Annotated in this window: 17 protein-coding genes; 5 read left to right on the top strand and 12 right to left on the bottom strand. The window is 71.6% G+C overall.

Features of this window, described 5'->3' with window-relative positions:
- Window positions 1–140: 140 nt before the first annotated feature.
- On the top strand, window positions 141–743 hold the full coding sequence (locus ACFV7R_RS09770) for a hypothetical protein (protein WP_385261865.1): 603 nt from the start codon (window positions 141–143) through the stop codon (window positions 741–743).
- Between the two features lie 102 nt (window positions 744–845).
- Here ACFV7R_RS09770 and soxR read toward each other — a convergent pair whose 3' ends face one another.
- Window positions 846–1,343: a redox-sensitive transcriptional activator SoxR gene (soxR, locus tag ACFV7R_RS09775; RefSeq protein ID WP_385261867.1), complete on the bottom strand. Its 498-nt coding sequence runs from the start codon at window positions 1,341–1,343 to the stop codon at window positions 846–848.
- A gap of 105 nt (window positions 1,344–1,448) precedes the next feature.
- Here soxR and ACFV7R_RS09780 point away from each other — a divergent pair, with 105 nt between their 5' ends.
- A complete protein-coding gene (locus tag ACFV7R_RS09780; RefSeq protein WP_129797033.1) occupies window positions 1,449–1,910 on the top strand; it encodes a MaoC family dehydratase in 462 nt (153 codons plus the stop codon).
- A gap of 3 nt (window positions 1,911–1,913) precedes the next feature.
- Here the strand turns inward: ACFV7R_RS09780 and ACFV7R_RS09785 are convergent, their stop codons facing one another.
- The 3 genes from ACFV7R_RS09785 to ACFV7R_RS09795 form a co-directional block, all read right to left on the bottom strand.
- Window positions 1,914–2,558: a TetR/AcrR family transcriptional regulator gene (locus ACFV7R_RS09785; protein ID WP_385261871.1), complete on the bottom strand. Its 645-nt coding sequence runs from the start codon at window positions 2,556–2,558 to the stop codon at window positions 1,914–1,916.
- Window positions 2,559–2,631: 73 nt separating this feature from the next.
- Complete coding sequence (locus ACFV7R_RS09790; RefSeq protein WP_129797035.1) at window positions 2,632–2,919, bottom strand: YiaA/YiaB family inner membrane protein; 288 nt, start codon at window positions 2,917–2,919, stop codon at window positions 2,632–2,634.
- Between the two features lie 59 nt (window positions 2,920–2,978).
- The gene (locus ACFV7R_RS09795; protein WP_385261874.1) at window positions 2,979–4,130 is read right to left on the bottom strand and encodes an acyl-CoA dehydrogenase family protein; all 1,152 of its coding nucleotides are present in this window, start codon (window positions 4,128–4,130) and stop codon (window positions 2,979–2,981) included.
- A gap of 87 nt (window positions 4,131–4,217) precedes the next feature.
- On the opposite strand from ACFV7R_RS09795, the gene ACFV7R_RS09800 reads away from it, so the two are divergent.
- The 3 genes from ACFV7R_RS09800 (at window position 4,218) to ACFV7R_RS09810 (ending at window position 6,871) form a co-directional block, all read left to right on the top strand.
- Entirely contained in the window at window positions 4,218–4,859 is a 642-nt protein-coding gene (locus ACFV7R_RS09800; protein ID WP_385261877.1) for a TetR/AcrR family transcriptional regulator, read from the top strand.
- Window positions 4,860–4,905: 46 nt separating this feature from the next.
- Window positions 4,906–5,631, top strand: a complete 726-nt coding sequence (locus tag ACFV7R_RS09805; RefSeq protein WP_385261878.1) for an ArsR/SmtB family transcription factor — start codon at window positions 4,906–4,908, stop codon at window positions 5,629–5,631.
- Between the two features lie 286 nt (window positions 5,632–5,917).
- Window positions 5,918–6,871: a DMT family transporter gene (locus ACFV7R_RS09810; protein WP_385261880.1), complete on the top strand. Its 954-nt coding sequence runs from the start codon at window positions 5,918–5,920 to the stop codon at window positions 6,869–6,871.
- On the opposite strand, the gene ACFV7R_RS09815 is transcribed toward ACFV7R_RS09810, so the two are convergent.
- The 8 genes from ACFV7R_RS09815 to ACFV7R_RS09850 form a co-directional block, all read right to left on the bottom strand.
- Window positions 6,863–8,182, bottom strand: coding sequence for an MFS transporter (locus ACFV7R_RS09815; RefSeq protein ID WP_385261883.1), 1,320 nt, complete (start codon window positions 8,180–8,182; stop codon window positions 6,863–6,865). The two genes, ACFV7R_RS09810 and ACFV7R_RS09815, sit on opposite strands and share 9 nt — an antisense overlap.
- Before the next feature lie 191 nt (window positions 8,183–8,373).
- Window positions 8,374–9,459 (bottom strand): Zn-dependent alcohol dehydrogenase, encoded by a 1,086-nt coding sequence (locus tag ACFV7R_RS09820; RefSeq protein WP_385261886.1) that lies wholly within the window; start codon window positions 9,457–9,459, stop codon window positions 8,374–8,376.
- A gap of 14 nt (window positions 9,460–9,473) precedes the next feature.
- A complete protein-coding gene (locus tag ACFV7R_RS09825) occupies window positions 9,474–10,862 on the bottom strand; it encodes an aldehyde dehydrogenase family protein (RefSeq protein ID WP_385261889.1) in 1,389 nt (462 codons plus the stop codon).
- A 116-nt stretch (window positions 10,863–10,978) separates the two neighbouring features.
- Window positions 10,979–12,223 carry an MFS transporter gene (locus tag ACFV7R_RS09830; RefSeq protein ID WP_385261892.1) on the bottom strand — a complete coding sequence of 415 codons (1,245 nt, stop codon included), beginning with the start codon at window positions 12,221–12,223 and terminating at the stop codon, window positions 10,979–10,981.
- Window positions 12,224–12,251: 28 nt separating this feature from the next.
- Window positions 12,252–13,655 (bottom strand): CitMHS family transporter, encoded by a 1,404-nt coding sequence (locus ACFV7R_RS09835; protein WP_385261893.1) that lies wholly within the window; start codon window positions 13,653–13,655, stop codon window positions 12,252–12,254.
- Window positions 13,656–13,788: 133 nt separating this feature from the next.
- Complete coding sequence (locus tag ACFV7R_RS09840; RefSeq protein WP_385261895.1) at window positions 13,789–16,041, bottom strand: molybdopterin oxidoreductase family protein; 2,253 nt, start codon at window positions 16,039–16,041, stop codon at window positions 13,789–13,791.
- Between the two features lie 113 nt (window positions 16,042–16,154).
- Window positions 16,155–16,772: a TetR family transcriptional regulator gene (locus ACFV7R_RS09845; protein ID WP_385261896.1), complete on the bottom strand. Its 618-nt coding sequence runs from the start codon at window positions 16,770–16,772 to the stop codon at window positions 16,155–16,157.
- On the bottom strand, window positions 16,769–17,332 hold the full coding sequence (locus ACFV7R_RS09850) for a hypothetical protein (RefSeq protein WP_385261898.1): 564 nt from the start codon (window positions 17,330–17,332) through the stop codon (window positions 16,769–16,771). Before ACFV7R_RS09850 ends, ACFV7R_RS09845 begins: the two co-directional genes overlap by 4 nt.
- Window positions 17,333–17,414: the final 82 nt, after the last annotated feature.

Raw genomic sequence — 17,414 nt, forward strand, 5'->3', positions numbered from 1 at the left:
GGACGGCTGAGAGCGGCAGTTGGAGACGGAGGACATCGGATGGAGCCGATTCGCTTGTCGATACGTCTATTCGGAGACGTCCGTACGACGACGCCGAAGTGACCGAAGTACAGGTGCAGGTGTGACGGAGGTGCAGGGCGATGGCCGGTTTCCGGAGTCTGGCGAGACAGGTACGCGACCCTCGGTGCGATCTGGCGCTACGGCGCTATTCGCTGCGCAAGTGCCTTGAACGGTTCGCCCCCTACGGGCACAGGGCGACCTGGGACCACTTGTGCTCCCGGGCCGGATTCGGCCCGGAGGACCGGTCTCCCGAACCGGCGCGGCTCGTGGCCGCGTTGGAGGAGCTGGAGGAGGCGCGGGCGGTGTGGCTGGCCTACGAGGTCGAGTTCGCCGAGCGCCGCAAGAAGGAGAAGCACGACGGGCTGCGCAGGCCGGGCACGGTGGACGACTGGCACCGGCTGACCTGGGGCGGTTTCGGCGTCGCCTGGTGCGACGACCCGCGGCTCCATCCGGTCGAGCCGCTGGCGGAGGTACTGCGCCGGCTGATCGCCGCGCTGGAGCGCGAGCCCGGATCGGCGTGCCCGGTGTGCGGCGGGGAACGCCTCGTCTGGAAGTACGACCTGGACCACGAACCGTCGTCGGGTCCGGTCTGCACGGACTGCGGGATCCTGGTGCCGCGCCCCGTGCTCACGCCCGAGGCCCTGGCGTACGCCAGGCGCGAACGACTGCTGATGTCCGCCTGAGGATACGGGTGCCCAACGGGGGACAACGGGGGCAAAGAGGGGCAGAGAGGGGGCAGTTGGAGGCGGTGAGACGCACCCGGACCACCTCCCGTCGGCAGCCCCTCAGCCGCGGCCCCCGGACTCCCGCTGCCGCGGCCTGCCTTCCCCTCGCTCCACCATCAGGCGGGAGCCCGACCGGCGTTCACCGAAGACGTCGTCGGGGTTGGACAGGATGCAGGTGTCCAGGGAGAGGCAGCCGCAGCCGATGCAGTCGGTGAGGTGGTCGCGGAGACGGTTGAGCTGCTTGATGCGCTCGTCCAGTTCGGAGCGCCAGGCCTCGGAGAGGCGGGCCCAGTCCTCCCGGGTGGGCGTGCGTTCCTCGGGGAGCTCGGCGAGGGCCTCGCGGATCGTGGCGAGCGGGATGCCGACGCGTTGCGCGGCACGGACGAAGGCGACACGGCGCAGCGTGTCACGGGTGTAGCGGCGCTGGTTGCCGGCAGTGCGACGGCTGCTGATCAGGCCCTTGGACTCATAGAAGTGCAGGGCGGAGACGGCGGCGCCGCTGCGCGCGGAGAGCTGGCCGACCGTGAGCTCGTGGATCTTCTCGGGAATCTTGGGCACTCCTCCGACCCTACCGACCCGCCATGACCGACCGTCCGTTGACATGGGCTCCCGATCGCACCATACTAAGCAGTCGCTTAGACAAGCTACGCGAGAGGCCGGGACATGGCAGAGCCGAGGATCTTCACGTCCGTCGATGAGCTGAAGGCGGCGGTGGGCGAACAGCTGGGACACACGGACTGGCTGGAGGTCGACCAGAAGCGGATCGATCTGTTCGCCGACGCGACCGGTGATCACCAGTGGATCCATGTCGATCCGGAGAAGGCCGCCGCAGGTCCGTTCGGTACGACCATCGCGCACGGTTATCTGACCCTGTCGCTGCTGCCGCTGTTCGGCCCGCAGCTGATCGCCGTCGAGGGCGTGAAGATGGGTGTCAACTACGGCACCAACAAGGTCCGTTTCCCCTCCCCCGTCCCGGTCGGCTCCCGGCTGCGCGCCACCGCGCGGATCACCGGCGTCGAGGACGTGCCGGGCGGGGTACAGGTGACGGTCGCCTTCACCGTGGAGCGCGAGGGCGGGGACAAGCCGGCGTGCGTCGCCGAGTCGGTGTCGCGGTACTACGTCTGAGGTCTACTTCTCGGCGTCCGGCGCCCGCTGCGCCCCCACCATCCGCAGCACGAGGTCGGCGTACATCGCGCCGACCTCGTCGGGTGTCCAGGGGCCCTGGACATTGAACCAGCGGGCCACGTCGATGCAGAGCGAGAGCACGGCGAGGGTCGTGCCCCGCACGTCGAGCACGTCGAACTCGCCCGCCGCGAGGCCGTCCTCGATGATGCCGCGCACCTCGGCGTTGCACTGTCGCCGCAGTGCGACGATCTCGGCGCGGGCCTCGGGTCCGAGGGAGTCCAGTTCGTACTGGACCACGCGCGCTGTCGTGCGGCCCCCGGCGTGCCAGCGGACGAAGGAACTCACCGCGTCGGCGAGCCGCTCGGTCGCGCTGCCCTCACGCCGGGCCGCCGTGCGCAGGATGTCGAGGGCCCTTTCGTGGCCGATCCTGCTGATGCGGTGCAGCAGCTCTTCCTTGGTCTTGTAGTGGATGTAGAGCGCGGCCGGGCTCATGCCGGCGCGGCCCGCGATGTCACGGGTCGTCGTGGCGTGATAGCCGCGCTCGGCGAAGGCCTCCACGGCGGCGATCAGCAGTCGCCGGGCCGCGTCAGGGGTGACCTCGGCCCACGGCTGCATCTCGCCGCCGGCCGTCTCCTCCGCCGTACTCATCGCCTGTCCGCCCCTCTCGCTGCCAGAAGCACCACCATACCGCCGAAGCTGAGCGAGCGCTTAGGGCTCCCGCTCAGAGCTTCTCGAAGGGGTCGTGCTCGGCGAGCAGCTTCTCCAGCCGTGCCTGGTCGACCCGGCTGACGATCTGCCCGGCCTCCTGCCGGTCGCGGATGACCTTGGCGAGCGTGAAGGCGGACGTGACGAGGTAGAGGACGGCGATGCCGAGGAAGCCGCGCACCCATGGATCGGCCTCGAGCTGGAAGATGCCGACGGCCGTGGCGGCCAGGGCGACGGCGAACGACGCGACGGCCTGACCGTAGAAGGCGGCCGTGCTCTGCTGTTTGACCGGTGTGTCACTCATGGGGACAAGCGTCCGCAGATGTGGCGCGGCCCACATCCGCTCAGGTACTCAGAAGGTACTCAGAACGCCGAAGCCCCGGTCAGCGCCCTGCCGATGAGCAGCTTCTGGATCTGGCTGGTGCCCTCGTAAAGAGTCATGACGCGGGCGTCACGCAGCAGCTTGCCCACCGGGTACTCGTCGATGTAGCCGTAACCGCCGAAGACCTGGAGGGCGTTGTTGGCGGCGCGGACGGCCGCCTCCGAGGCGAAGAGCTTGGCCTTGGACGCCTCGGTGGCGAAGGGCAGGCCGCGGTCGATCAGATCGGCCACCCGCCAGGTCAGCAGCCGGGCGGCGTCGGCGTCCACGGCGATGTCGCTGAGGAGCTCCTGGACGAGCTGGTGATGGGCGATGCTCCGGCCGAACTGCTCGCGCTCGCCGGCGTACCGCACCGCCGCGTCCAGCGCGGCCTGCGCTATGCCGACACAGCCCGCCGCGACCGACATCCGCCCCTTGGCGAGCGCGGACATGGCGACGGAGAACCCCTTGCCCTCCGCTCCGAGCATCGCGGAGGCGGGGACGCGGACGTCCTGGAGGACCAGCTCGGCGGTGGCCTGGCCGCGCAGGCCGAGCTTGCCGTGGAGGGTGCGGCGGGTCAGGCCGGGAGCGGAGGCCGGCACGAGGAAGGCGGAGACGCCCTTGTGGCCGGGGGCGTCCGTGGAGCGGGCGAACAGTAGGACGACATCCGCCCAAGTCCCGTTCGTGATGAACATCTTGGTGCCGTTGATCACGTAGTCGTCGCCGTCGCGGACCGCGCGGGTGGTGAGGTTCCCGGCGTCGGATCCGGTGCCCGGCTCGGTGAGGCCGAAGCAGCCGACGTACTCCCCGGAGGTGAGCCCCGGCAGCCACCGCCGCTTCTGCTCCCCGCTCCCCCAGGCGGCGATCGTCTTGGCGACCAGGCCCAGCGAGACGGACACGATCCCGCGCACCGATGAGTCCCCGCGGCCGAGTTCCTCCGTCACCAGGCAGTACGCGAGATGGTCGCCGCCCGAGCCGCCGTACTCCTCGTCGACGGTCAGCCCGAGGAACCCGACCTCACCGAGCTTCTTGACGATGCCGCGGTCCACCTCCTCGGCGCGGTCCCAGGTGACGACGTTCGGGGCGATCTCACGGTCCACGAAGTCCCGGGCGAGCTGCCGTACGGCGGTCTGCTCCTCGCTGAGCTCGAGGTTCATGACGGGTCACCCCACACATCGAAAGTCGCACGGTCGCCATTTAAATTAGCACTGCTAGTTTCCAGTCGCAGCCCTACTATGTGCGCCATGGCCCGACCGCGCAAGCCCCTGCTCAGCACCGAACGGATCGTCGAGACGGCCCGCGCGCTGGTGGACACGGAGGGCCTGACGGCCGTCTCCACCCGCCGGCTCGCCGCGGAGCTCGGGGTGAGCGGGCCCTCGCTCTACAACCACTTCCGCACCAAGGACGAGATCCTGGAGGCGGTCGCGGACTCGGTGAGCGCCCAGGTCGATCTGTCGATGTTCGAGGACGGCCGGGACTGGCGGACCGCGCTGCACGACTGGGCCGTCTCCTACCGGGCCGCGCTGCGCGACCACCCGAACATCGTCCCGGTCCTCGCCCGCGGCCCCGGCCGCCGTCCGGCCGCGCTGCGGCTGGCGGACGCGGTCTACGGCGCGATGGTCGAGGCCGGCTGGCCACCTGCGCAGGCCACCTCCATCGGCGCGCTGATGCGGTACTTCATCATGGGCTCCGCGCTGGGCTCGTTCGCCGGGGGTTTCGTGGACGACGTGAGCGCCTACGACCCCGCCGACTACCCGCACCTCGGGCAGGCCCATCTGCTGGCCGAGCGGCAGGAGAAGATCGACGAGCGTGCCTTCGAGACCGGGCTCGCGGCCCTGCTGGACGGGTTGGCGCAGCAGTACGAGCAGGTCGCACGGCCTGCGTAGAGACGGTTCGGTGGGCACCGAAAGGTGAGTGCCCCATGCTGGGCGCATGACTTCCAGGGATCCCCGGGCGCCGGAGCTTGCGCGGCTCGCCGGACTGATCGCCGACGAGACGCGCGCCGCGTGTCTGCTGGCGCTGCTCGACGGGCGGGCGTGGACCGCCGGCGAGCTGGCGCGGCATGCGGGGGTGGCCGCGTCGACGGCGAGCGAGCATCTGCACCGGCTGGTCGCGGGCGGGGTGCTGGCCGAGGAGCGGCAGGGGCGGCACCGGTATGTGCGGCTGGCCGATGCGCGGGTCGCGCAGTTGGTGGAGGATCTGGCCGCGCAGGTCGCGCCCGGTGCCGTGGTCCGACGGCCGCGTGGGCTGCGCGAGACGAGTTCCGGGTCTGCCATGGCCCGCGGCCGTACCTGCTACGACCATTTCGCCGGGCGGCTCGGCATCGCGGTCACCGATGCGTTGACCGCGCGCGGACTGCTGCTGCCGAGCGAAGAGAGGGCCACCGGGTTCGCGCTCACGGACGCGGGACTGCGGTGGTTCGACTCCGCGGGCATCGCCCTCGACCGCACGAGCCGCCGCCCGCTGGCCCGCGCATGCCTGGACTGGACCGAACGCCGCCCACACCTCGCCGGTGCCGCGGGCGCGGCCCTGTGCCGGCACGCCCTCGACGCCGGCTGGTGTGTGCGCATCGGCTCGGCGCGGGCGGTGAAGGTGACACCGGAAGGTGAGCGCGCCCTGTCCGAACTGCTCGGCATCGAGGCGGGAGCGCTGCACTGAGCGCCGACGCCCCGTCCGAAATCCGCGAGCTTGCGTCCCCTTCCCCGCCTAGGGCCTGTCCGGCGGATCAGGTCGGAGGAAAACGGCGGCACCTCGTCAGCGCAGGTGAGCGGGGGCTGGGGCGTCCAGCTGCAAGGCGGAGGAGGGAGTCGACGCGATGGGGGTCCCCCCCGCGCGAGCGAAGCCGAGCGTGGGGGAGTCGGCGACCGACGACAACGCCGCAGATGGGCGTGCCAGCCCCCGCGTCTCCGGCATGATCCGCCGGACAGGCCCTAGCCTCTGGAGCATGATGAACGCCTCCCGTCGGACACCGGCCCGCCGTACGCAGTTGTTGGCGGCCGGCGCCGCGACCGTCACCGTCGTGCTGTGGGCCTCCGCCTTCGTCTCGATCCGCAGCGCGGGTGCCGCGTACTCGCCGGGCGCGCTGGCGCTCGGGCGGCTGCTCGCCGGAGCCCTGGTGCTGGGGGCGTTCTGTCTTGTACGGCGGGAAGGGTGGCCACCGCGGTCGGCCTGGCGCGGGATCGCGATATCGGGCGTGCTGTGGTTCGGCTTCTACATGGTCGCTCTCAACTGGGGCGAACAGCAGGTCGACGCCGGTACGGCGGCCCTGGTCGTGAACGTCGGCCCGATCCTCATCGCCCTGCTCGGCGCGCGGCTGCTCGGCGACCGGATGCCGCCACGGCTGCTGGCAGGGATGGCGGTGTCGTTCGCGGGTGCGGTGACGGTGGGGTTGTCGATGTCGGGCGGGGGCGGCTCGTCGGTGCTCGGGGTGGTGCTGTGTCTGCTGGCCGCGGTCGCGTACGCCGGCGGGGTCGTGGCGCAGAAGCCGGCCCTGGGCCGGGCGAGCGCGTTGCAGGTGACGACGTTCGGGTGTCTGGTCGGGGCGGTGTGCTGCCTGCCGTTCTCCTGGCAGCTGGTGACGGAAGCCGCCGAGGCGCCCCTGTCGGCCACACTCAACATGGTGTACCTGGGCGTGTTCCCGACCGCGCTCGCCTTCACGACCTGGGCGTACGCCCTGGCCCGTACGACCGCCAGCCGCATGGGCGCGACGACGTACGCGGTCCCCGCGCTGGTCGTGCTGATGTCGTGGCTGGCGCTGGGCGAGGTGCCGGGGCTGCTCACGCTGGCGGGCGGACTGCTGTGCCTGGCCGGCGTGGCGGTGTCGCGGTCCCGGCCGCGGGCCGCGGCGCCGGTTTCCCGTACGGCGCCGCAGCCCGAGGGCGTATCGGAATCAGCGTGAACGTGCCCTGTCCGCAAGGACCTTGATGGACAGCAGCGCGATCACGGCGAGGCCGATGATGTAGGCGGACACCGCCATCGACGTGCCCGTCGCCTCCAGGAGCAGCACCATCACGAAGGGGGCGAGGCCGCCGCCGAACACGGCCGCGATCTGGTAGCCGAGGGAGGCACCGGTGTAGCGCATCTCGGGCGTGAACAGCTCGGCGAACAGGGCGGCCTGGGGACCGTACATGATGCTGAGGAAGCAGCTGGCGACGAACGTGCCGACCGCGAGCCACAGCAGCGATCCGGTGTCGATCAGCAGGAACAGCGGCACGGCCCACAGCGCGATGCCGGCCGCGCCGAGCGCGTAGATCCGGATGCGGCCGATCTTGTCGGAGAGCGCTGCGGCGGCCGGGATCAGCACCAGCTGGGTCAGGCTGATGCAGAGCGAGACGGTGAGGACGGCGCTCTTCTTCATGCCGAGTTCGCGGGTCGTGTAGTCGAGCACGCCGGTGATGATGATGTAGAAGGTCGCGGTGTTCACGGCGAAGGAGCCGCCGGCGAGGAGCACGGTACCCAGGTGACCGCGCAGGATCGTGCGCAGCGGGGAGGGCTGCTCGGCCTTCTCCTTCTCGGCCAGCTTCTTCTCCGCCTCCCGGAACTCGGGGGTCTCCTCGACTCGCGTGTGGATGTACCAGGCGAGGACGAGGACGAACAGGCCGACGAGGAACGGCACGCGCCAGCCCCAGGCCGCGAACGCGGAGTCGGTGGTGAAGGCTCCGGCCAGCAGGAACACCGTGTTGGCGGTCACCACGCCGATGGGGACGCCGAGCTGGACGAAGCTGCCGTAGATGCCGCGCTTGCCCTCGGGGGCGTACTCGGTGGCCATCAGCATCGCGCCGCCCCACTGGGCTCCGACGGCGATGCCCTGCATCACGCGGAAGGTGACCAGCAGGATCGGGGCGGCGACGCCGATCGTCTCGTACGTCGGGAGCAGGCCGATGCCGGTGGTGGCGATGCCCATGAGCGTGAGCGCGAGGACCAGCATCGGCTTGCGGCCGCGCTTGTCGCCGAGATGTCCGGCGACGATGCCGCCGAGGGGGCGGGCGAGGAAGCCGACGGCGAAGGTGGCGAAGGCGGCGAGTACTCCGGCTGTGGGGCTGCCGGCCGGGAAGTACAGGTCACCGAGGACGAGGGCGGCGGCGATGCCGAAGACGAAGTAGTCGTACCACTCGACGGCCGAGGCGAGGGCGGCTGCGGTGGCGACCCGGCGGCGGTTCGGGGTGGCCGGGGTGGTGGTGAGCGGCTGGGCGGAAGGTGCCGTGTCCATGCGTGCACACTCCGGTGGGTGCGGGGACGGAACAGGGGGTGGCTCGGGTTCCGGGAACGTACTGACCGGACGGTATGGACGTCAACGGGTCGTGCAGCAGGAGTTTTGCCTGTACACGGCACTGAGAACGAGGTGCGGGCATGCCGAAGCCCCGGCCCGCCCGCGGGGCCGGGGAACGCGGGGCGGCCGGGCTAGAAGACCACCAGGGCCCGGCCGCCCTTCCCCGCCGACATGTTCTCGAAGGCCGCCGGAATGCCGTCCAGGGCGATGTGTTCGGTGACCAGCGCTGTCAGGTCGAGGCGGCCGGAGCGGACGTGGTCGGCGAGGACGGGGAGGTCGCGCTCGGGGTCGGAGTTGCCGTAGACGCAGCCGGAGAGGGTGCGGCCCCAGTGGAAGATCTCCAGGGCGTTGAAGGTGACCTGCTGGTCCTTGCCGCCGATGCCCACCACCGTCGTACGGCCGCCGCGGCGGGTCGACTCCCACGCCGCGCGGATGGTGACCGCGCGGCCCACGCACTCGACGGCGACGTCGACGCCCTGCTTGGCGGTGCGGGCGCGGATGTCGCGGGGGGTGGTGTCGGAGGCGAGGACATAGTCCGTGGCGCCTGCTGCGCGGGCCAGTTCCTCCTTCTGCGGGGAGACGTCCACCGCGATGATCCGGGACGCGCCCGCGATCCGGGCCGACTGGAGGGCGGCCAGGCCGACGCCGCCCACCCCGAACACGGCGACCGTCTCGCCGGGCTGGACCCGCGCCGAGTGGTGCACGGCGCCGTAGCCGGTGAGCACCGCGCAGCCGAGGAGGGCCGCGTCGGTGAGCGGGACGCCGGGCGGGGCGGGCAGGGCGCAGGCTGCGGAGACCACCGTCTCCTCCGCGAACGCGGCCACGTTCAGCCCGGGGTACAGCTCCGCGCCGTCGCGGGAGCGGTGGGCGTGGACGTCGGCCGCTCCGTTCAGGGCGTTGGCGCACAGCCAGACCTCGCCGAGCGTGCAGGCCGGGCAGGTACCGCAGGACGGGGCCCAGTTGAGGACCACGCCGTCACCGGGGGCGAGGTGCGTCACCCCGTCGCCGACCGCGACGACCGTGCCGGCGCCCTCGTGGCCGAGGACGGCGGGGACCGGTACCCGCAGGGTGCCGTTGGACAGGGAGAGGTCGGAGTGGCAGACACCGGCGGCGGCGAGGCGGACCCGGACCTGGCCGGGGCCGGGATCGGGCAGGTCGATCCCGGTGATCTCCAGCGGGGAGCCGATGGCGGGCAGTACGGCGGCACGGACGGTCATGTCGGACAACTCCGTCAGAACTGGAGGGACTTGGTCTGGAGGTACTCGGCGAGGCCGTGCACGCCCAGCTCCCGGCCCACGCCCGACTGCTTGTACCCGCCGAAGGGCGCGAGCGGGTTGAAACGGCCGCCGTTGATGTCGACCTGGCCGGTCTCCATCCGGCGCGCGAAGGCGACCGCCTCCGCCTCGTCGCCGGCCCAGACGGCGCCGGCGAGCCCGTACACCGTGCCGTTCGCGATACGCAGGGCGTCCTCCTCGTCCTCGTAGCGGAGGATCGACAGGACCGGGCCGAAGATCTCCTCCTGCGCGACGGTCATCTCGGGGGTGACGTCGGCGAAGACGGTCGGGCTGATGAAGTAGCCGCGCTCACGCGGGGGTTCGACGCCGCCCGCGACCAGGCGGGCGCCCTCGGCCAGGCCCTTCTCGATGTAGCCGCGCACCCGGTCCCGCTGCCTGGCGTTCACGACGGGGCCGATGCGGTCGCCGTACTTCGCGGCTGCCGCGGCGGCGAGCTCGACGGCCGCGTCGTACTGCGCGGTGTGGACGAGCATGCGGGTCCATGCGCTGCACGTCTGGCCGGAGTTGGACATCACGTTGGCGACGCCGACGTTGACCGCCCGGGCCAGGTCGGCGCTCGGCAGGATGACGTTGGCGGACTTGCCGCCCAGTTCGAGAGCGACCTTCTTCACGGCGGCACCGGCCGTGGCCGCGATCCGGCTGCCGACGGCCGTGGAGCCGGTGAAGGACACCAGGTCGACGTCCGGGTGCCCGGCGAGGGCCTGCCCGGCCACCGGGCCGAGGCCCGTGACGAGGTTGAGGACTCCGGCCGGGACGCCCGCCTCGTGCACCGCCTCCGCGAAGGCCTGCGCGGTGAGCGGGGTGTCCTCGGCGGGCTTCAGTACGACGGTGCAGCCCGCGGCGAGGGCCGGCGCCACCTTGGCCACGATCTGGTGCAGGGGGTAGTTCCAGGGCGTGATCGCGCCGACCACGCCGATCGGCTCGTGGTAGACGGTCGAGTTGCCGGCCTTCTCCTCGAAGGCGTACGTCGCCGCCAGCTCGGCGTACGAGCCCGCGACCGCGATCGGCGTACCCATGTGCACCGCCTGCGAGAACGCCAGTGGCGAGCCCAGCTCCGCGGTGATCGTCCCGGCGATCTCGTCCTTGCGTGCCACCAGGACGTCCCGCAGGGCGGCCAGTCGCGCGGCCCGCTCGGCCGGCGGCGTGGCGGCCCAGGCCGGGAGCGCGGCACGGGCCGCCCGGACCGCGTGGTCCACGTCCTCGGCGTTGCCCGCGGGAACCTGCCCGATGACCTGCTCGTCGACCGGGTTCACGACGTCGATCGTGTCCCGGCCCTCGGCGGGGCACCAGACACCGTCGATGTACAGGGCCTGCTGCGCCTTCATGATCTGTCTGCCTCCCGAGCCTGTGCGTCGTCCGGCGCCCAAACTAGCGGTGTTAGTTTTCCGGCGCCAGGGGTGCCCCTGAAGCCTCCGGCACCAGAGGTACCCAGCGCGTGGCGTCAGGCGTCGCTCTTGCGCTGCGCCGTCGGGTGGGGCGACGGACGTCTGCCGGCCGAGGCGGTGTCCTCCTCGGCCGGCCTGGCCGGGGAGCGCAACGCCACGCCCGCCGACAGCAGCAACAGCCCGCCGAGCATCACGAACGGCGCGGCCACGCCCGCGATCCCGGCGATCAGGCCGGCCGTGGCGGGGGCGGCGACCTGGCCCAGGCGGTTGCCGGTCAGACGCAGGGCGAGGGCCGTGGAGCGGGCGCCCTCGGGGGCCGCCTGGACGACCGTCGTCATGGACAGCGGCTGGCCGACGCCCAGGCAGAAGCCGAGGGCGGCGAGGATCAGGGCCAGCGCCCACACCGGCACCGGCAGGGCGATGCCCGCGCACAGCAGGGCCGCCAGCAGGCAGGTCACGGTGAGCAGCAGGGTGCGGCCGACCAGCCGCAGCAGGGGCGTGAGAACCAGCCGGCAGGCGATGGTGGCCGCCGCGCGCAGACTGAGCAGCAGGCCGATCACGGACGGTGCGATGCCCCGTTCTTCGCCGACCACGGGCAGGTAGGCCGTGAGGACGTCGGTCGCGGACAGCACCGAGAGGCTGATCAGGATGCCCGCGGGCACGCCCCGCGCGCGCAGGATGCGGTGGACGGGGACGCGGTCTCCCTGTCCGGTACGGGACGTGGGCGTCGTACGACGATCCTCTATGCGCCACAGCGACGTGAACGCCACCGCGGCACCCGCACCCGCGACGAGCAGGGCGAGCGCACTGGTGCCCGCCATGTCGTGGCCGCCGATCAGCGCCCCGGCCGCGATCGGGCCGACCAGCTGGCCGAGCGAGGCGCCGATGGTGAAGTGGCCGAAGTTGCGGTCCTGTTCGTGCGGGGCGGACTGGCGGGCGACCAGGGACTGGGCGCCGATCACGAAGCTGAGGTGCCCGAGGCCCATGACACCGCTCCAGATCGCCATCGCCCAGAGGGAGTCGACGAGGCCGCTGAGCGCGCAGCCGCCGGATATCAGGACGACACCGGCGGGCAGCAGGGGCGCACAGCGGCCGTGGTCGGTACGGCGGCCCAGGGGGACGGCGGCGAACAGGGGGAGCAGGGCGTAGACACCGGCGATCACACCGACCGCCCGCTCGTCGGCGCCCAGCGCGAGGGCCCGGTAGGAGACCGCCGGCCGGGCCATCGACACCGCCCCCTGCGCGAAGCTGAAGGCGATGACGAGACGGAGCAGCCAGCCGCGGTTCCTGCCGGGCCTCACGATGAGCGAACCTCCACCGGTCAACGGGTCAGATGATCCCGAACAGGATGCCTGCCCCGAGGATCACGAGGCATGTGAGGACGGCCCACTTCACCACGAACCGCGTGTGATCGCCGAATTCGACCTTCGCCATGCCGACCAGCACGTACACGGCAGGGACGAGCGGGCTGGACATGTGCAGCGGCTGGCCGACGAGCGAGGCGCGGGCCATCTCCAGCGGCGAGACACCGTGCGCGGCGCCGGCCTCGGCGAGGACCGGGAGGACGCCGAAGTAGAAGCCGTCGTTCGACATGAAGTAGGTGAGCGGCAGGCTCAGGATGCCGGTGACGAGGGCCATGTGCGGGCCCATGCCCTCGGGGATGACGTCGACCATCCACTTGGCCATGCTGTCCACCATGCCGGTGCCCTGGAGCACGCCGGTGAACACGGCGGCGGCGAAGACCATGCCGGAGACGTTGAGGACGTTGTCGGCGTGGGCGGCGAGCCGGGCCTTCTGGTCGGGCAGGTGCGGGAAGTTGACGGTGAGCGCGAGGGCGGCACCGAGCAGGAACAGCACCGGGATCGGCAGCAGCTCCATGATCATGGCGGTGAGCAGGCCGACCGTGAGCAGCGCGTTGAACCAGTACAGCTTGGGGCGCAGGGTGGGCCGGTCGGGGTCGAGGCCCTGGAAGTCGTCGTCCTCGGGAGCGTCAGTGCCGGTGCCGGAGCCGGAACCGCCGGTGCTCGCGACGCCCTTGCCGGAGCCGGAGCCGGAGCCGCTCGCGACCAGGACCGTCTCCTTCTCGCTCTCCTCCACCAGCACCTCGTCCAGCGTCAGCACGCCGAGCCGCTTGCGCTCGCGCAGACCGAGGACGTACGAGAGGACGATCACGAAGAGCAGACCGACGGCCAGGGCCGGGATCATCGGCACGAAGATGTCGCTGGCGTCCAGCTTCAGGGCGGTGGCGGCGCGCGCGGTCGGGCCGCCCCACGGCAGGGTGTTCATCACGCCGTTGGCCATCGCCGCGACACCGGTCAGGATGACCAGGCTCATCTTCAGGCGCTTGTACAGCGGGTACAGGGCCGAGACCGTGATCATGAAGGTGGTCGAGCCGTCGCCGTCCAGCGACACGATCGCGGCGAGCAGGGCCGTACCGACGACGATCCGCATCGGGTCGGCCTTGCAGAACTTGAGGATCCCCCGGACGATCGGGTCGAAGAGCCCGACGTCGATCATCACACCGAAGTAGACGATCGCGAACATGAGCATCGCCGCGGTGGGAGCGAGGCTGGAGACGCCGTCGATGACGTAGTCGCCGAGCTGCGCGCCCTTGCCGACGAAGACACAGAACAGTGCGGGTATGAGCACGAGCGCCGCTATGGGCGACATCTTCTTCATCATGATCAGGACCAGGAAGGTCGCGATCATGGTGAAGCCGAGGATGGTCAGCATGAGTGGATACCTAACGTTCGCCCTTGAACTTCCACCTGGGCCGGCGGTGCGACGACGTTAGGTCCCCTCGAGCAGCGTTAACAAGACGTTGACGTGCGAGCAATAAGCGCAAAACTGCTGGTCACAGCTTTGCTCAGGTCAGCGGGGTGAGCTTTTCGGTCACGGCGGAGACTTCCACGGGCACTCCGTTGAGGACCGCATTGCCCGACAGCGGGTCGAGCAGGCTGCCGTCGAGGAGCTGGTTGACGTTGACGCCGGGGTCGGTGGCGGCATGGGTGAGGCGGGTGCCGGGGCGGTCGTGGCCCCAGCCGTGCGGCAGGCTGACCACGCCCCTGCGCACACCGTCGGTGATCTCCGCGGGTGCGGTCACCTCTCCCCCGGCGCCCTTCACGCGCACAGGTGCCCCGTCGCGCACACCGAGGCGTTCGGCGTCCTCCGGGTGGATGTGCAGGGTGCAGCGGTTGGTGCCGCCGGTGAGGGCGGGCACGTTGTGCATCCAGCTGTTGTTGGACCGCAGATGGCGGCGGCCGACGAGGACGAGCCCCTCGGGTCGTTCCCGCAGGGCCTCGCGGAGCCGGGGCAGGTCGTCGGCGATGGGCTGCGGGAGCAGTTCGACCTTCCCGCTGACCGTCTTCAGCGGCTGCGGAAGCCGGGGCCGCAGCGGGCCGAGGTCGATGCCGTGCGGGTGGGCGAGCAGTTTCTCCAGGGTCAGGCCGTCCGGTCGTACGCCGAAGCCGTCGCCGTAGGGGCCGAGGCGCAGCATCATGTCGAGCCGGCGTTCGGGGCCGTTCGCACCGGTGAGCTGTGCGGCGAGTTCCTTGGGGTCGCGCCCGTGCACCGGCGAGCGGGGGTCCCCGACCGCCTTGCCGAGGGTCTGGTCGATGACCATCGCGTCCACGGCCGCCGGGTCGGCGCCGTGCATGCCCGTGGCGGCCAGGACCAGACGGGCGAGGATCTCGGTCTCGGCCGTCCTGCCGGGCTCCAGGGGCACGGCGGGGCGGGTGTAGCGGACCTGGTTGCGGATGGCGAGGGTGTTGAAGGCGAAGTCGTGGTGGGCGCTCTGCGCGGGCGGGGGCGGCGGCAGCACGACATGGGCGTGCCGGGAGGTCTCGTTGAGGTAGGGGTCGACGCTGACCATGAAGTCGAGCGAGTCGAGGGCCTTGTCGAGGCGGTCGCCGTCGGGCGCGGAGAGCACGGGGTTGGCGGCCACGGCGATCAGTGCCCGGACGGGCTCGCCCTCCTCGGTGGCGGTGTCGATCTCCTCGGCGAGCGCGGACAGCGGCAGCTCGCCCTTGGCCTCGGGGTGGCGGCTCACCCGGGAGTGCCAGCGGCCGAGCGCGAACCCGCGGCCGGGTCCTGCGGGCCGGGGCGTCCGGTCGGTGGCGGCCTGCGGGAACAGGGCGCCACCCGGCCGGTCCAGGTTGCCGGTGAGGATGTTGAGGACGTCGACGAGCCAGCTGGCGAGCGTGCCGTGCGGGACGGTGCAGCTGCCGATGCGGCCGTAGACGGCGGCAGTGGGGGCGGCGGCAAGCTCGCGGGCGAGGGTGCGGATCGTGCCGGCCTCGACATCGCAGGCCGCCGCGACGGCTTCGGGACTGAAGTCCCGTACGGCGTCCTGGAGTTCGGGCAGGCCCTGGACGTGCGGCGCGAGGTCACCGAGGTCGACCAGGTCCTCCGCGAAGAGGACGTACGCCATCGCCGCGAGGAGCAGGGCGTCGGTGCCGGGGCGGACGGCGATGTGCCGGTCGGCGAGTTTGGCGGTGCGGGTGCGGCGCGGATCGATCACGGTGAGGGTGCCGCCGCGCGCCTTGAGGGCCTTGAGCCGGCCGGGGAAGTCGGGGGCGGTGCACAGACTTCCGTTGGATTCCAGCGGGTTGGCGCCGATGAGCAGCAGGTGGTCGGTGTGGTCCAGGTCGGGCACGGGGATGGCGTTGGCGTCGCCGTAGAGCAGCCCGCTGGAGACGTGCTTGGGCATCTGGTCGACCGTGGACGCGGTGAACAGGCTGCGGGTGCCGAGCCCCGCGATCAGGAGCGGCGGGTACAGCGCGCCGGCCATGGTGTGCACGTTGGGGTTGCCGAGGACGACGCCGACGGCGTTCGGCCCGTATCGCTCGACGACCGGCCGGATCCCGGCGGCCACGGCGTCGAACGCCTCCTCCCAGGTGGCCTCGCACAGCTCCCCGTCCCTGCGCACGAGCGGGGTGCGCAGCCGGTCGGGGTCGCCGTCGACGGCCCCGAAGGAGGCGCCCTTGGGGCAGATGAAGCCCTGGCTGAACACGTCGTCGCGGTCACCACGGGCGCCGGTGACGCGGGTTCCCTCGAGGGTGAGCGTCAGCCCACAGGTGGCCTCGCACAGGGGGCAGATACGCAGGGCGGTGCGGGACACGGGTCCTCCCGGAGGGCTGGCGGCAGCGGTGACGCACGGACTGCGCCGAGCATACCGACCGGTATGCACGGAGGGGAGGCCTCACGCAGACGGGGTCCGGAAATCGTCGGCTCTCAGTCCAGTACGCGCGCCAGATACCCCCGCAGCATCTCCCGCATCTCCCCGATGATCTTCTCGTCCCCTTCCGGGTCCACCCGGAACGCCAGATGCACCAGGGTGTCCGCGGTCTCCACCGCGACCAGGAAGGAGCGGCGCAGTTCCTCGTCGGGGGTGCGGTCGAGGTGGCCGGAGAGCAGGTCGGTGAGACGGTCGGCGACACGATGGTTGGGCTCGCCGTGGCGGACCCCGACCGGGATCTGGTTGCCGAAGTCGACCAGGGAGAAGCCGGGTGCGGTGCGCTTCATGGCGAGGTACTCGTCGAGCACGGCGTCCAGGGCGGTCCGCCAGTCGCCCCGTTCGGCGTCCTTCAGCCGCTCGGTGACGTGCTCGGCGTAGCGTTCCAGGTTGCGCTGCGCGAGCGCGTCGGCCATCTGGCGCTTGTTGCCGAAGAAGCGGTAGACCGAGCCGATGGGGACACCGGCGCGCTGGGCGACCGCGCGGGTGCTCAGGTCGTCGTAGCCGACCTCGTCGAGGAGCTCGGCGCAGGCGTCGAGGATCCGGGTCAGCCGTTCGGCGCTGCGCCGCTGTACGGGCGCACGACGGAGCGTTGTCGCATGGGGCACGGGCTTCATGATGCCCGGCCGGCGTGATCCGGTGAACCGGCGGGTCCCTCGGCCGTGGGCGCCGGCTCGGTTCCCGAGGCGGTGATGTCGGCCGTGCACTCGACGGGTTCGCCGTCGACCGCCCAGACGGTGCCGTCGTCGGCGTACAGCCGCGCGGTGACCTGGTGGGTGCCGCGCGGGACGAGACCGGCGGCCAGACGGTACTCGGGCGTGCGCAGTCGGGTTACCGGGCGGCCGTCCAGGAAGAGGCGGGCGAACCCCTGGCCGGGCACCGCCTTCGGCCGTGTACCGGCCGACGAGAAGCGGAAGTCACGGGCGGTCAGCCGTACGTCCCAGCCGCCACCGGAGGCGTCGGGCTGGACCTCGATGTCGACCTCGGGGGCGCGCTCCTCGTCCACCTCCCGGTAGGGCTGCCCCTCGTCGTCGGTGTCCTCGAGGAGTCTGCCCACCGGCGACGGCGACTCCCCGTTCTTCTGTCCTCCCGCAGCGCTGGTGCCACAGCCCACGGATCCGGTCAGCAGCAGGACACAGACCGCGAGCGCGGCGGGAGTTCGGCGCGTCCACGACATGAAACGGGAGACTAGAACACCGGTCCGACACCCCGAATCCCCCTGGAGTCTGGTTCTCGTCGTCCTCCGGGTCGTCCGTGGA

The organism is Streptomyces sp. NPDC059866 (assembly GCF_042731325.1).
Classification (GTDB): Bacteria; Actinomycetota; Actinomycetes; order Streptomycetales; family Streptomycetaceae; genus Streptomyces; species Streptomyces flavusporus.

What these genes read in the sequence shown, in the direction of transcription:
- ACFV7R_RS09770 (WP_385261865.1), top strand. Translation starts at nt 141, where the DNA reads ATGGCCGGTTTCCGGAGTCTGGCGAGACAGGTACGCGACCCTCGGTGC.
- ACFV7R_RS09780 (WP_129797033.1), top strand. Translation starts at nt 1,449, where the DNA reads ATGGCAGAGCCGAGGATCTTCACGTCCGTCGATGAGCTGAAGGCGGCG.
- ACFV7R_RS09785 (WP_385261871.1), bottom strand. Translation starts at nt 2,558, where the DNA reads ATGAGTACGGCGGAGGAGACGGCCGGCGGCGAGATGCAGCCGTGGGCC.
- ACFV7R_RS09790 (WP_129797035.1), bottom strand. Translation starts at nt 2,919, where the DNA reads ATGAGTGACACACCGGTCAAACAGCAGAGCACGGCCGCCTTCTACGGT.
- ACFV7R_RS09795 (WP_385261874.1), bottom strand. Translation starts at nt 4,130, where the DNA reads ATGAACCTCGAGCTCAGCGAGGAGCAGACCGCCGTACGGCAGCTCGCC.
- ACFV7R_RS09800 (WP_385261877.1), top strand. Translation starts at nt 4,218, where the DNA reads ATGGCCCGACCGCGCAAGCCCCTGCTCAGCACCGAACGGATCGTCGAG.
- ACFV7R_RS09805 (WP_385261878.1), top strand. Translation starts at nt 4,906, where the DNA reads ATGACTTCCAGGGATCCCCGGGCGCCGGAGCTTGCGCGGCTCGCCGGA.
- ACFV7R_RS09810 (WP_385261880.1), top strand. Translation starts at nt 5,918, where the DNA reads ATGATGAACGCCTCCCGTCGGACACCGGCCCGCCGTACGCAGTTGTTG.
- ACFV7R_RS09815 (WP_385261883.1), bottom strand. Translation starts at nt 8,182, where the DNA reads ATGGACACGGCACCTTCCGCCCAGCCGCTCACCACCACCCCGGCCACC.
- ACFV7R_RS09820 (WP_385261886.1), bottom strand. Translation starts at nt 9,459, where the DNA reads ATGACCGTCCGTGCCGCCGTACTGCCCGCCATCGGCTCCCCGCTGGAG.
- ACFV7R_RS09825 (WP_385261889.1), bottom strand. Translation starts at nt 10,862, where the DNA reads ATGAAGGCGCAGCAGGCCCTGTACATCGACGGTGTCTGGTGCCCCGCC.
- ACFV7R_RS09835 (WP_385261893.1), bottom strand. Translation starts at nt 13,655, where the DNA reads ATGCTGACCATCCTCGGCTTCACCATGATCGCGACCTTCCTGGTCCTG.
- ACFV7R_RS09845 (WP_385261896.1), bottom strand. Translation starts at nt 16,772, where the DNA reads ATGAAGCCCGTGCCCCATGCGACAACGCTCCGTCGTGCGCCCGTACAG.
- ACFV7R_RS09850 (WP_385261898.1), bottom strand. Translation starts at nt 17,332, where the DNA reads ATGTCGTGGACGCGCCGAACTCCCGCCGCGCTCGCGGTCTGTGTCCTG.